13 protein-coding genes are annotated in these 14,063 nt (G+C 34.5%); 6 read left to right on the top strand and 7 right to left on the bottom strand.

Features of this window, described 5'->3' with window-relative positions:
- Window positions 1-123 precede the first annotated feature (123 nt).
- The 4 genes from Q3V31_RS25170 (at window position 124) to Q3V31_RS25155 (ending at window position 5,157) form a co-directional block, all read left to right on the top strand.
- Window positions 124-1,716 carry a sensor histidine kinase gene (locus Q3V31_RS25170; protein ID WP_033670025.1) on the top strand — a complete coding sequence of 531 codons (1,593 nt, stop codon included), beginning with the start codon at window positions 124-126 and terminating at the stop codon, window positions 1,714-1,716.
- A 1-nt stretch (window position 1,717) separates the two neighbouring features.
- Window positions 1,718-2,425 carry a response regulator gene (locus Q3V31_RS25165; protein WP_000598647.1) on the top strand — a complete coding sequence of 236 codons (708 nt, stop codon included), beginning with the start codon at window positions 1,718-1,720 and terminating at the stop codon, window positions 2,423-2,425.
- 122 nt (window positions 2,426-2,547) lie between these two features.
- Window positions 2,548-3,894 carry a 2-hydroxycarboxylate transporter family protein gene (locus tag Q3V31_RS25160; RefSeq protein WP_000512690.1) on the top strand — a complete coding sequence of 449 codons (1,347 nt, stop codon included), beginning with the start codon at window positions 2,548-2,550 and terminating at the stop codon, window positions 3,892-3,894.
- A gap of 60 nt (window positions 3,895-3,954) precedes the next feature.
- Complete coding sequence (locus Q3V31_RS25155; RefSeq protein ID WP_000892411.1) at window positions 3,955-5,157, top strand: NAD(P)-dependent malic enzyme; 1,203 nt, start codon at window positions 3,955-3,957, stop codon at window positions 5,155-5,157.
- 294 nt (window positions 5,158-5,451) lie between these two features.
- Here the strand turns inward: Q3V31_RS25155 and Q3V31_RS25150 are convergent, their stop codons facing one another.
- Both Q3V31_RS25150 and Q3V31_RS25145 read right to left on the bottom strand, forming a co-directional pair.
- A complete protein-coding gene (locus tag Q3V31_RS25150; RefSeq protein WP_000719661.1) occupies window positions 5,452-5,976 on the bottom strand; it encodes a DUF4871 domain-containing protein in 525 nt (174 codons plus the stop codon).
- Window positions 5,977-6,182: 206 nt separating this feature from the next.
- Window positions 6,183-7,109, bottom strand: a complete 927-nt coding sequence (locus tag Q3V31_RS25145) for a DMT family transporter (protein WP_001059064.1) — start codon at window positions 7,107-7,109, stop codon at window positions 6,183-6,185.
- Between the two features lie 120 nt (window positions 7,110-7,229).
- Between Q3V31_RS25145 and pdxR the strand changes: the two genes are divergently transcribed.
- Window positions 7,230-8,630: a MocR-like pyridoxine biosynthesis transcription factor PdxR gene (gene pdxR, locus Q3V31_RS25140; protein WP_000891863.1), complete on the top strand. Its 1,401-nt coding sequence runs from the start codon at window positions 7,230-7,232 to the stop codon at window positions 8,628-8,630.
- A 33-nt stretch (window positions 8,631-8,663) separates the two neighbouring features.
- Here the strand turns inward: pdxR and Q3V31_RS25135 are convergent, their stop codons facing one another.
- From Q3V31_RS25135 to Q3V31_RS25125, 3 genes are all read right to left on the bottom strand, one after another.
- The gene (locus tag Q3V31_RS25135; RefSeq protein WP_000351210.1) at window positions 8,664-9,176 is read right to left on the bottom strand and encodes a GNAT family N-acetyltransferase; all 513 of its coding nucleotides are present in this window, start codon (window positions 9,174-9,176) and stop codon (window positions 8,664-8,666) included.
- A gap of 146 nt (window positions 9,177-9,322) precedes the next feature.
- Window positions 9,323-10,786, bottom strand: coding sequence for a HAMP domain-containing sensor histidine kinase (locus Q3V31_RS25130; protein WP_000041032.1), 1,464 nt, complete (start codon window positions 10,784-10,786; stop codon window positions 9,323-9,325).
- Window positions 10,787-10,851: 65 nt separating this feature from the next.
- The gene (locus Q3V31_RS25125) at window positions 10,852-11,523 is read right to left on the bottom strand and encodes a response regulator transcription factor (RefSeq protein WP_000238947.1); all 672 of its coding nucleotides are present in this window, start codon (window positions 11,521-11,523) and stop codon (window positions 10,852-10,854) included.
- 329 nt (window positions 11,524-11,852) lie between these two features.
- On the opposite strand from Q3V31_RS25125, the gene Q3V31_RS25120 reads away from it, so the two are divergent.
- Complete coding sequence (locus Q3V31_RS25120) at window positions 11,853-11,975, top strand: hypothetical protein (protein WP_001036874.1); 123 nt, start codon at window positions 11,853-11,855, stop codon at window positions 11,973-11,975.
- 362 nt (window positions 11,976-12,337) lie between these two features.
- Here Q3V31_RS25120 and Q3V31_RS25115 read toward each other — a convergent pair whose 3' ends face one another.
- Together Q3V31_RS25115 and fdhD are read right to left on the bottom strand one after the other, a co-directional pair.
- Window positions 12,338-12,844 carry a GNAT family N-acetyltransferase gene (locus Q3V31_RS25115; protein WP_000405886.1) on the bottom strand — a complete coding sequence of 169 codons (507 nt, stop codon included), beginning with the start codon at window positions 12,842-12,844 and terminating at the stop codon, window positions 12,338-12,340.
- 234 nt (window positions 12,845-13,078) lie between these two features.
- Complete coding sequence (gene fdhD, locus Q3V31_RS25110) at window positions 13,079-13,885, bottom strand: formate dehydrogenase accessory sulfurtransferase FdhD (protein ID WP_000529232.1); 807 nt, start codon at window positions 13,883-13,885, stop codon at window positions 13,079-13,081.
- Window positions 13,886-14,063 lie beyond the last annotated feature (178 nt).

Here is a 14,063-nt window from a genome sequence, read left to right as displayed (position 1 = left end):
AAGAAAAGAACTATAAGAAATGACTAGTACATTTAAAGTATAATAACAGCAAATATAAGTAGGGTGAAAATGATACCACCTTACTTATTATTCTATTTAATAACTAGGGGAGCTATTGAAGGAATGCGAAAAAGATTATGGAATTTATGGAAAACGATTACATTGTTAGTTTGTACAGTAGTAATTTTTTCTTTACTTGTGACAGATATATTAATTAGTCATAATGTAGAACGGACAACGGAGGAAAGCCAAGCAGAGAAAGCGAAAACAATTGCACACATTGTGGCGAATGATTCAGTTGTAATTAATGGTTTGATTGGGAAAGCAGATACTTCAGCAATCCAAACGTATACAAATAGGATATTAAAAAATACAGGTGTTCAATTTATTGTAGTTATGGATATGGATGGAATAAGAAAATCGCATCCAAACCCTCAAAAAATAGGTCATCATTTTATTGGGGGAGATGAAGGACCTGTATTGAAAGGGAAGGAACATGTATCGCTAGCAGAAGGAACTTTAGGTATTTCAATGCGAGTATTTGTACCAATATTTTCTGAAACAGGTGAACAAATTGGAGCGGTGGCTGTCGGTATTTCAGCAGATAATGTAAAAGAAAGGGTTAAGGAAAGTAGACATATTATTTATATTGGTGTCGGAGTTGGAGTACTAGTCGGAATTATAGGAGCAATATTGCTAGCTAGGCATATAAAGAAAAGCTTATTCGGTCTTGAGCCGCACAGGATAGCGAAAATTCTTGAAGAAAGAAATACGATGTTGCAATCTGTAAAGGAGGGTATTATTGCTGTAGATAAAGAGGCGAGAGTAACTTTAATCAATAATGAAGCGAAACGGATATTTAAGAAAAGTGGACTGAAAGAAGAATTTATCGGTAAAGATGTTGAATTGTATATGCCGAATTCACGTATAAAAGAAGTGTTACAAACAGGAGAGGTACAATTAAACGAAGAACAAAATATTTATGGAATTACGATTGTTACTAATCGTGTTCCTTTATATGTAAAAGGAGAAATAGTTGGTGCAATTGCAACATTTCGTGATAAAACAGAAATTAGAAAATTAGCAGAAGAGTTAACTGGTACTAGGCTATATGCGGAAGCATTACGGGCTCAATCTCATGAATTTATGAATAAAATGCATGTCGTATTAGGTTTAACACATATGAAGCAGTATGAAGAATTGCAGAAATATGTAAGTAGTATGGTATCAGAGCATCAATATGAAATGGGGGGGATTATGAAAAAAATTCAAAGCCCAGTATTTGCTGGATTTTTACTAGGTAAACTTAGTTATGCTAGAGAGAAAAATATAAAGTTAATTATAAAAGAAGATTCTTATTTACCAGAAATATATGATGAACGTATCATTCATGAACTGATCACTATTGTCGGAAATTTAATTAATAATGCATTAGACGCAGTGACGAACTGTGAGAAGAAACAGGTTGAAGTTGGAATACAATATGGGGATACATTAATTATTACAGTACAAGATACAGGGAAAGGCATAAAAGAAGATGAAATTGATGCATTATTTATAAAAGGTTATTCTACAAAAGGTGATAATCGGGGGTATGGTTTGCATCTTGTAAAGGAAAGTATACAGCGAATAAATGGTGAGATTCATGTTCATTCAGTGTTAGGAACGGGAACGACAATAACGATTGAAATACCTAAAAGTAGGGATGAGAGATAAAATGATCAAAGTTTTGATTGTAGAAGATGATCCGATGGTTGCGATGCTAAATAAGCATTACTTAGAGCAAGTGGGAGGGTTTGAACTTGTCCATGCAGTTAATTCAGTTAAAGAAGCGATAGAAGTATTAGAGAAGTCACGAGTAGACTTCATATTACTTGATATTTTTATGCCTGAGGAGACTGGATTTGAGCTGTTAATGTATATTCGAAATCAAGAAAAAGAAATTGATATTATGATGATTTCAGCTGTGCATGATATGGGAAGTATCAAAAAAGCATTACAATATGGAGTTGTAGACTATCTAATTAAACCATTTACATTTGAACGCTTTAAGGAAGCATTAACTGTGTATCGAGAAAAATTTACTTTCATGAAAGAACAACAAAAAATTAGTCAATCGGAATTAGATTCACTAATTTTACAAAAAGAAAAAAGAGAGTCCTTTGACTATAAAGAGCTTCCGAAAGGATTAACAAAGCAAACATTGCAACTCATTTGGCAGAAAATCGAATCGCTTAATGGACAAGCATTTACAACTGATGAAATGGCGCAATTAGTAGGGGTTTCGAGAGTTTCTATTCGAAAGTATGTAATGTTTTTGACTGAAGTCGGAGTATTAGAGAATGAAATGGTGTATCAAAGTGTGGGAAGACCGGTGAGTAAATTAAAGTGTATTGACCGGAATAAAATAGATTTTTACGTATAAGCGACTTATTATAAGTTGCTTATACTTTTTTTAATTACAAAAATAGTTACAAAACTTTCAAAAACTATTTTTACTATTGAAAGCGTTTTAATATTGTAACTAAGAAAACAAGGGGGTGCCATATGGGGATTCAAAAGGATATGGAAGCGGTATCATTTTCTGAGGAGAATGGGGTACAAAGAGAATCGTTCGCTTCGAAAATTATGAATGTAAAAATCGGTGTAATACCTTTACCGTTATATGTAGTATTGGCTGCTATTATTTATGGGGCATCTGTATATAATAAATTGCCAGCAGATATGATTGGTGGATTTGCAGTTATTATGATCATGGGGATTTTCTTAGGTGATATTGGGATGAGAATTCCAATTCTAAAAAACATTGGTGGTCCAGCAATTCTTTCATTATTTATTCCATCGTTACTTGTATTTTTTAACTGGATGAATCCAGCTTCAATGGAAGCTGCGACTATGTTAATGAAAAAATCGAACTTTTTATATTTATATATTTCTTGTTTAGTAGTAGGAAGTATTTTAGGAATGAACCGTAAAGTATTAGTACAAGGTTTCGTTCGCATGTTTATTCCTTTAGTAGTAGGAACGTTAGCTTCTATCGCAGTAGGCTTATTAGTAGGTTCACTATTTGGATTTGAAATGAAGCAGACATTTTTCTTTATCATCGTGCCAATTGTGAGTGGTGGTATTGGGGAAGGGATTTTACCGTTATCACTAGCTTACGGTGATATTTTAAATGAATCATCAGCAACGTTTGTATCACAGCTTATTCCAGCAGCTATTATCGGAAATATGTTTGCAATTGTGAGCGCAGGCTATATGAAGCGTTTAGGTGAGAAGAGACCTGAGCTTAGTGGGAATGGTGTATTAGTAAAAACAGATAATCAAGCAGAGTTATTAAAAGAGCAAAATACAGAAAAACCAATTGATTTTTCATTAATGGGAGCCGGGTTATTGATTGCATGTACATTCTTTATTTTCGGAGGATTTGCTTCTAAGTTTATCGGTATTCCAGGAGCAATCATTATGATTTTTTCAGCAGCACTTGTGAAATACTTTAAATTAATGCCAGCAAAAATGGAGCAAGGTGCATTCCATTTATATAAATTTATTTCAAAGAATTTAACTTGGCCGCTAATGGTCGGTTTAGGATTGCTATATATTCCGTTAAAAGACGTAGCAGCAGTTCTTTCCGTAGGATATGTTGTTGTTTGTGCATCAGTTGTTCTTACAATGGTAGCATCAGGTTTTCTTATAGGTAAAGTGATGAAAATGTATCCAGTTGAATCAGCAATTGTAACTGGATGTCATAGTGGTTTAGGTGGAACTGGAGATGTTGCTATTTTATCAGCTTCAAATCGTATGGAATTAATGCCGTTTGCGCAAATTTCAACGCGTTTAGGTGGAGCAGCAGTGGTTGTAACAGCAACAATTTTATTAAAAATGTTTTCATGATCAAAACAGGCTAGCTATATTCATATAGCTAGCTTGTCAAATTAAGGGGAGATTATAAGTATGTTAGAAAATCAGATTAATGAAAGATCATTGTTATTGCATAAAGAGTTAGTAGGAAAAATTGAGATCACAAGTAAAGTAGAAGTGAATTCAGCGGATGATTTAAGTCTGACTTATACACCAGGGGTAGCTGAGTCTTGTAAAGCAATTGCGGCAGATGAAGAAACAGCGTATGACTATACAGCAAGAGGGAACATGGTGGCAGTTGTTTCAGATGGAACAGCAGTACTTGGTTTGGGAAATATTGGACCGAAAGCGGCTATGCCTGTTATGGAAGGGAAAAGTATTTTATTTAAGAAGTTTGCGAATGTAGATGCTTTCCCGCTATGTTTAGGTACGACTGATGTGGATGAAATCGTTACCCTTGTGAAAAATCTAGAGCCTACATTTGCAGGTATTAATTTAGAGGATATTGCAGCACCACGCTGTTTTGAAATTGAAAAACGATTAAAAGAAGAAACGAATATTCCTGTATTTCATGATGATCAGCATGGGACGGCTATTGTTGTTTTAGCAGCTGTTATTAATGCATTAAAAGTTGTAAGTAAACAAATGGACGATGTTAAAATTGTTATTAACGGTGCGGGTTCGGCAGGAATTGCAATTGGAAAATTATTATTAAAAGCTGGCGCAAAACACATTACGTTAGTTAGTTTAGAAGGTATTGTTTGTGAAGGTGAAACATGGATGAACGAAGCGCAAATCGAAGTTTCAAAGAAGACAAATCGAGAATATGTACGTGGAACATTAAAGGAAGCGATTCATCAAGCTGATATTTTCATCGGTGTATCTGCTCCAAACGTATTAACGAAAGAACTTATACAGACGATGAACGAGAAACCAATTGTGTTTGCAATGGCGAATCCAATCCCAGAAATATTCCCAGAGGACGCATTAGAAGCTGGGGCAGCTGTAGTAGGAACTGGACGTTCTGATTATTCGAATCAAGTAAATAATGTATTGGCGTTCCCTGGAATATTCCGTGGTGCGTTAGATGTTCGTGCGACTGATATTACAGAAGAGATGAAATTAGCGGCAGCATATGGGATCGCTAACATAATTACGGACGAAGAACGTAATGCGAATTATGTAATTCCAAATCCATTAGATAAAAGAGTTGTTCCAAGTGTTGCAGAAGCAGTAGCAAAAGCAGCCATTGATTCAGGAGTGGCGCAAATTACGAAAATGCCAAGTTATAAATAGTCAAAAGCAGCGCCTTAAAAAGGCACTGCTTTTTTTTGAGATAAGAAATCAAAACAATGAAGAAGTATAAATTTATTCAAGCCCCTTTCATTATTTATTTAATTCCATTGCAACTTGTTTACCATTTACTAAAACCTCAGTTACTGCTACGATCACTTCTATCATTTTTTTCATCTCTCCTCTCTCCTCGCTTCATCTCTTACTTTAAGTATAAGAGAAGAGAGATGATTCAACTATCGAAGTACGGGACGTAGAAATTCCATTGTTGTAAGGAAGTGTTTCAGTTTTGTCACTTTATTCGGCGTTGATTACAAACTGATCATAATATTTTTCATTCACATATATATTTAATACCCATAATCCAGAGGAAGGTAGTGACATTACGAGAGGGAGTTCCTTTATGGTTGTATCGACTGTATTTGAAGTAGTCCAAGTTTGTTTGGAAGTTTCTTTTTGAAAGAGTACTGGAGTTGTAGTTGTAGTTCCTTGTTTTAACGCGATAATAGATAGTTTTCCAGTTGGCATTTCAGGATCTAGGAAGAACCACATTATTTCATTTTGTTCATTTGCGATAATAGAGCTATCAGCCATTGCAATTTTTCCTTCAATGCCTTTTAAGGGCATCTTCCCCTCTGTAAAGGAAGGTGCTTCTTCCCAATTTACATCTTTTAAAACACTAAGATGAAAAAAGGAAGGTGCGTTAATTTGAGAGGATGACGTTTCTAGTACTTCTTTTTTAGGTACATTTGAATCTGGTTGCACTTGCGCACAGCCAGTAATGAGGAAGGAGAAAAGTAGCATAGTTCCGATTTTTTTCATAGTGCCACACTCCTAATTTTTATTGTTAGTGTAATTGTATTTGCTAGCAGGCGGGACAATTCCTTTAAATCATAAAAAGAGGTCGTAAGTTTTGTACGACCTCTTTTGACATTTTCTATCCCGCATTAACTGCCCGTAAACGCCCGATTGGTGCGGGCTAATAATCAGTGGGGATGAACAAAACCCCCACTGATTAAAGTTTCACTTTATATTTGCTCAGTTGAAAAGGTTGGTTCTCTCTCTTTTTGAGGCATTGTTAAGAAAATAACAGAAAGAACGATACATACTCCGCCTAATAATTGATATGCTCCAAAAGACTCATTAAGCCAAGCGATTGAAACGATGGCAGCTACAAGTGGTTCAATGCTAGATAAAATACTTGTTTCTGTTGCTGCTAAATATTTAAGACTCCCGATATAAAGAAGGAAAGAAAGAGTGCCACTTATAATGATAAGAATAAGCATAGAAAAAGTTTGAAGTGTGAAAGTTTGCGAAATCTGATTCCATCCAAAAGAACGATTACAAATAAGCAGTGCAATCCCTCCAATTAACATCCCCCAGCCAATTACTATAGTTGTTCCGCATTCTTTAATGAGAGAAGCCGGATGAAGGGTATAAAACGCAAAACCAATCGCTGTTAACAGGCCGAAAGTAATAGCTGCTTTAGATAAAACAATATTTTCAATTGAACCGTTTGTAATAATAAAGTATGTCCCTGTTAGAGCAGTTATAATTGCGAGTATTTGCATAGAAGCAGGGAATTTCTTTTGCTCAAACGCAACGTAAATGGTAATAAGAACAGGACCTAGAAATTGAAATAGTGTTGCTGTGACCGCATTACTAATATGAACTGTTTCGATAAAAGCGTACTGCGCACCAAGCATGCCAAGAATAGAGAAAATTATAAGTTGTATAAAGTATTTAGGATGTTTCCAAATGTGAAATATGTTTTGTTTTTTAATAAGCAAGAAAGCCAAAATGAATATTCCTGCGAGTAACAGGCGAATTGTTAAAAAATCAATTGATGATACGTTCGTATGTTGAAATAGCCACTGAATCATGGGACCAGATAATCCCCATAGGGTGGCTCCTGTAATAATCATCATAAGTCCAATGCGTCTACCATTGTTCATTATCATGCATCTCCTCTCTAGTGTTTGATTATTAATGCGTTACATGATAAAAGGAATTATATAGAACTTCTGGTACTGTAAAAAGTATCAGTTATGTGTTTTTGAGAGGGGTCAGTTATTGTGTTAGAATTAACGCCTAATTTGAATGCAAATAGTAAGACGGCACTGTATGTACAATTGTATGAGTATATAAAAAAAGAGATTAAAGATGGAACGATTTCGGCTTTTACGAAATTACCGGCTAAGAGGAAGCTAGCAACATATTTACAAGTGAGTAAAAATACAGTTGAAGCTGCTTATGAGCAACTTCTTGCGGAAGGATATATTGAGTCGATTTCTAGAAAAGGGTATTTTGCATGTGAAATCGAGCAAATGATTCATGTGGAAGGCAGCGAAGAGGTGATAGGAGAAGCGCCTTTTCAAGATAAGGAGTATAAATTTGATTTCACTCAAACGGGTGTGGATACTAATACTTTTCCGTTTCATGTATATCGAAAAATTACGAACGAGGTATGGCAAGTTGAAAATAAAGATTTACTTTTTCTTGGACATCCGCAAGGGGAGGTAAGTTTACGAGAAGCAATCGCGAGCTATTTGTATGAATCTAGAGGTGTACGATGCGTAGCTAGTCAAATTGTAATAGGAGCGGGTACGCAAATATTAGTAAAAATGTTATTTCAGATGTTAAAGGGAAGTCGTTATGCAGTTGAGAATCCTGGGTACCATCGGAAAATGGTTGTTTTTGAGCAAGGGGAACAAAATGTCCAAATGTTATCTTTAGATCGAGATGGAATTTGTATGTCACAGTTAACTGATAGCCATGCAAATGTTGTATTTGTTACACCTTCGCATCAGTTTCCTTGCGGGATGATTATGCCAATTACGAGAAGAATGCAGCTTTTACAATGGGCGCAAAAAGAAGAAGGAAGATATATTATTGAAGATGATTATGATAGTGAATTCCGATATTCAGGAAAGCCGATTCCGGCGCTGCAAGGGTTAGATCGAGATGGGAAAGTAATTTATATGGGTACGCTGTCTAAAGCGCTATTGCCATCATTACGGATGAGTTATATGGTGTTGCCAAAACCGCTCATTAAGCAGTATCAGGAGCAATATTTATTTTATACACAAAGCGTTTCAAGAATGGATCAAGAGATCATTAAGAAATTTATAAATGATGGGCATTGGGAAAAACATATTCATAAAATGCGCGTTGTGTACCGAAAGAAGAGGGACCGCCTTGTTTCGGTAATAGAAAAATATTTTTCTATTGGGGTTGAAGTAATAGGAGAGGACTCCGGCCTACATATTTTATTAAAAGTGCATAATGGGATGGAAGAGAAAGAGTTAGTGGAAGCTGCAGCTGAAAGGAGTATTAAAGTATATCCTGTTTCGATGTATTATAAGGAAGGGACTTCTCCCGAAAATACAGTATTGCTTGGATTTGCGACTCTATTAGAGGAAGAAATTGAAGGGGCCATTCAATTATTATATACAGCATGGTTTGCAAGGAAGTAAAAAAACATCCTCATAAATGGAGGATGTTTTTTATTATTTTTCTTCATCAAGGAAAAGAACCATATGCTCTTCATCCCAATATTGTCCGTTATATTTTAATGAACGTTCCTGCACACCAAATGTTTTAAAGCCTAATGACTCATAAAGTTTTTTTGCACCATCGTTGCCAACAACCACATCAAGCATAACTTGCTCTACTTCTAGAGATTTAGCAAGTTCAAGACATTCCTTAATAAGTGCTTTTCCTGCTCCAAGTCCGCGTGCTTTTGGAGACACGTATACTGAACCAATTTTCGCTTTATGTTCTTGTTTTACATATGGTTTCGTTTCCAGTGTTGCAACTCCGATTAATTCTCCATCTTTAAATGCACCTAGTGTATAGTTCTCATCTTGTGCTAATTTTTGGGCTTTATATTCAATAGCACACTCTTTATTAATAATATCTTCATAAGAAGAGCTGAAAGCTTCCGGGTTTTGTTTTAATCCTTCTACTCGAAGTTCTAAGTAAATTTCTGCTTCGTCTTTTGTTAATACATGGATATCCAATTATATCACCCTCCAAATCTTTTACAGTTGTACCTATATTTTATATTGAAATAAAAATAATTTCAAAAGCTTAGCTTATATGAGCTGGTTTTATAAATAAAATAGCACCAGTAGTGCTGACTACCACTGGTGATTTCCCGCATATATTATTCAAAGGGTAATTCAATTATAAATTCTGTTCCGACTTCTAATTCGCTTTTTACTTCGATAGAACCATTATGAAGTTCTACAATTTCCTTTGCAACAGCCAGTCCGATACCTTTTCCACCTGTAGCTCGTGTTCTAGATTTATCGACACGGTAAAAGCGATCGAAAATGTGTGGGATATCTTCTTTTGGAATTCCTTCACCTTCATCTTGTACACTTATTGTAAAAGTATTCGTACTCGATAGTACACGTATTGTTATAGAAGTGTTTTCTGATGAATGTTGATAAGCGTTGTGTAATAAATTTAACATCACTTGTTCCATACGCCTTTCATCTATACAAACTTCTAAATCATTTTTACAGTATACATGAATTTCTATTTGTTTGTTTGTTAATGTTGTTTTTGTTTTTTCAACCATTCGTTCTAAAAATGGTCTAAGGGGCATTTTTTGTTTTTTAATAACGAATTGATGTTGCTCTAATTGTGCAAGCATAAATAAATCTTGTACGAGATCGGTTACACTATCCGTTTCGTCTTCAATGATTTGTAAGTATTCTTCACGTTCTTCTTTCGTTAGAGAATCTCTTTTTGCTACCTTTGCATAACCTTTCATATAGGTTAATGGAGTTAGTAATTCATGCGCTACACTAGCGAGAAATTCGTTTCGTTCTTTTTTCATATACGTAAGTTCACTAGATAAATCTTCAATCGTTTTTGCTAAGCTTCCAAGTTCATCATTTCGTTTAATTCCTAATTGAATCGGCTTATTTAATTTTGACATTTTTTCTGTCGCCCGCTTCATTTTTATAAGCGGTTCTGTAATAACACGAGAAAAAACAAAGACAGAAATAGTAGTTAAAATAATTGTCAAAACACTAATGATAAAAAATTGATTCATGAGTTTAAGTAACATATTTTCTAAGAAAGATGTCTTTAATAACATATATAACTTACCTTGAAATCCTTGAATTTCCAGCGGGCTTACCGTTGAGATGAATTTTGATTTTTTCCAGTTTTTTTCAACGATTAATCCACCTTCTGGGATAGTCTCTGTTTTACAAGTAAGTTGTTTTTGCATTTCTTTCGTTACGGGTTCTGAGGTAGAAATAATTTTGCCGTTATTGTCTGTTATAATGATAGCTATATCAGAGTTAGCAATTAATTCAGATTCAACTAAGTGTTCAGCCTCAGTGTTGATATCAAACTCGGGGTACACAGCACGTTTAGGCCGTTTACTGTGTTCAGCGCTTTCTGTGAGTTTCTTTTCTTTAGAATATGCACCCCACTTCGCGCGGTTTTTGATCATTTTACTATAGCGATTTCCTTTCTCTAAAAGAGCAAGAGTTTCCTCTTCAATACGTATGTTTGAAAGGTTCTTATAAAAAGATACGAAGGCAATTGTTTCAATACATAAAGCTAATATTAAAAAGTATGTCCCAACTTTAAGGGAAAGTTTGCTCATTTTCTCACCATACCTTATTTCATATAAAGGGCCAGTGGTCAACTATTGTCCACTGACCCAATTAATTATTCACTTTTCCATTTATATCCGACTTTATAGACAGTTTCTAAGTAATCTTCAACTGGAAATCCTTTTTTGCGTAACTTATCCCGTATATTACGAATATGTGAATCGATAGTTCTGTATTCGATGTCTGTTTGATAGCCCCAAATCTTTTCGATTAAATCGTCTCGGCTGTAGGCACGGTTTGTATTTTGTAAAAATAGTCCGAGCAACGAAAACTCAATAGGAGTTAGTGAGATTTTTTCATTATAAACTGTAACAGTATGTTTCGTTTTATCCCACTCAATACCATTGAAGCTAACAAAGCCATCTTTCTTTGTGCGGCGTAATATAGCCTCGATTCGCGCGACTAATACATGTTCATCGAATGGTTTTGTAATGTAGTCATCTGCTCCCATTGTTAGGCCTTTGACCATATCGTAGTTTTGGTTGCGAGCTGTTAGCATAATAATTGGAACGTTGGAAATTTGACGGATTTGATAGCAAGTATCCCACCCATCCATATTCGGCATCATAACATCTAATAAAATAATATCGAAGTCCTTCTGTTCGATTAATTCTAGCGCTTCAAGGCCAGAAGTAGCTTTCATACAAAAATAGCCGCGAGGGCTTAAGAACAGATCTAATAATCGTAACATACGTTCTTCATCGTCTACTAATAAAATTTTCACCATAATCTTGTGCACCCCAAACTATTCATTCTACTTGTATAGTTTACATGAAAATAATAAAAAACTCTTTTTATGTGATTGAATGGATGGCTGATTTTTTCAATCAGGGCAATTGACATAAAAAATGCACTAGTTTTGCACAACTATTTTTTATAATAGAAAACGTAGCGACACAAATACCCTATGTTGCGACATAACGTCATGTCATTTTATTTATAAAATGACAATTCCATTCTATTGTGTATGTGAGATAGAGAGGGTTTTCGTATTCACCTCGCATCGGATAAGAAAAATTTCCTATCTCACACTTTTTTTAAAAGGGGATTGTACACATGAATAAAAAAGTAGAGCATTTACAAAAAGAAAAGCAAGATCGTAATGCGGTTGTAATGTGTGTTGCGGTATCTATGCTTATTATGATAAGTTGTGTAAATAAATTTTTCGGGATTTTATAATAGAAAAAAAGCTTATTGCCTCTTAAGAGGCAATAAGCTTTTTTTATGTATTCTATATAATAAACCAAGGTAAAATTGCTAATCCAGAAGTTACAATTGCTGTGGCACATATTAAAAAGATAGCTCGTTTATTTTGTCTCATGTCACATTCTCCTCTACATATCAATTGCATGCTATACGTTCATGTAATAATCAGCGGGAGATGGATACTCCTTGCTGAGTAAAGTTTCACTTTATATTTTTAGTATAACAAATGGAAAGGATTGGAACGATCGATAAAGGTGACATGAAGATTACATTGTTGTAATGAAAAAAGCATCTTAATTAATAAGAAGATGCTTTTGAAAAATTATATTAAAATGTTAATTATTTAAGAATAAAACCATATGCTCTTCGTCCCAATATTGACCGTTATGCTTTAAGGAACGCTCTTGCACACCGTAAGTTTGGAAGCCGAGGGACTCATATAATTTTTTTGCAGCAGTGTTATCAGCAACAACATCAAGCATGAGCTGTTCTACATGTAATTTATCGGCATTTTCAATAATCGCTTTAATTAAAGCTCGTCCTGCACCGAGGCCGCGCGCTTTTGGAGAAACAAAAACGGAGCCGATTTTTGCCTTATGTTCTTGCTTAATAAATGGCTTTGTTTCTAAAGTAGCAATGCCAACTAAATCATTATCTTTGAAGACACCTAGAGTATACTTATCAGGATTGCTTAATCGCTTTGCCATGGCAGCGACAGGGTTTTCATGTTTAAGAACATCTTCATAAGAAGAGCTAAAAGCCTCAGGGTTTTTCGTTAAACCTTCCATACAAACTTTCAAATAAATTTCTGCGTCCTCTGTTGTTAATAAGCGAATTTCCATAGTTGTAACCTCCTAGATTGATTCAAATTTAATTCATTAACTTTGTAAGATTAAGTTTAGTTAAATGTATTCTGTGACTATTCTTTCTTAATTTGTAAAAGAATGAAAAGATTATGCTACAATATTTTGTTTTAATTATGTAATGAAATTATATATTAACTTTATTAACTATTCAAGTGTTATATATATTACATTTTTATAACTAAAAGACCTCCTCAATTGAGAAGGTATTTTTTAGTTATTCGATTGATAACCATCGATTCGTTCTGGATGTGTATAAATATTGCAAGATTCATTTCGAATGAATCCTACTACGGTAATGCCTAAATCGTGAGCGAGTTGCAATGCTAGCTTAGTTGGAGCTGATTTAGATAGGACGATTTCGCAACCGATTTTTGAAACCTTTAACAAAATTTCAGATGAGATTCGCCCGCTAAACGCGATGATTTTCCCTTGAACAGATATATTGTTCCGTAAACAATGACCGTATATTTTATCTAGTGCATTATGTCTTCCGATATCCATTCTTGATATGAGAATATTTTTTCGATCGCATAACGCGGTATTGTGCACACCACCTGTTTGGCGAAATGTAGTTGAAGATTGTTGTAAAGTATTCATTAAGTAAAAACATTCTTCAGGAGTAACTTTCACGTGTATATCATGTAAATCTTTTGCTTTTGCTGCATCGTTAACGAAAATAAAACCTTGTCTACCTTTTCCGCAGCAAGAAGTGATGTATCGCTTATTATATAAAGTTTGATAGAGCGGATTTACTTTTGATGATGTTACATGTACAATTCCGTTATCTTTTTGCACCCATAGTTCTTCAACATCTTTATAGGAAGAAATAATCCCCTCAGAAATTAAAAAACCAATTACCATATCTTCAATGTAATTTGGTGTGCATACAACTGTTACATATTCCTCACCGTTTAATTTAATAGTAATAGGAGATTCTGTAACAATCTCATCCAGTTGTTTTGAAAATGTACCAGATTGATAGCGTACAATTGTATAAGTCTCTTGCGTAGGCCCCATATTAAATTCCCCTTTTATATGTATTTCTCTCCCATATTTATCATAAAACAATGGGGAAATAAAAACATCTATTAGCAAGGAAATCACAGATTATTTTGGTTATTATTGTATATGTACGATATAATAGAACTGTAGAATAGTGATATTTTCAAGCTTTCGTAGTTATACCTTATAACAT

It is taken from the genome of Bacillus nitratireducens (genome assembly GCF_036320425.1).
Lineage (GTDB): Bacteria > Bacillota > Bacilli > Bacillales > Bacillaceae_G > Bacillus_A > Bacillus_A nitratireducens.
Note: the sequence above shows the minus strand (reverse complement) of the source record. Positions and strands in the feature narration are given on the sequence as shown.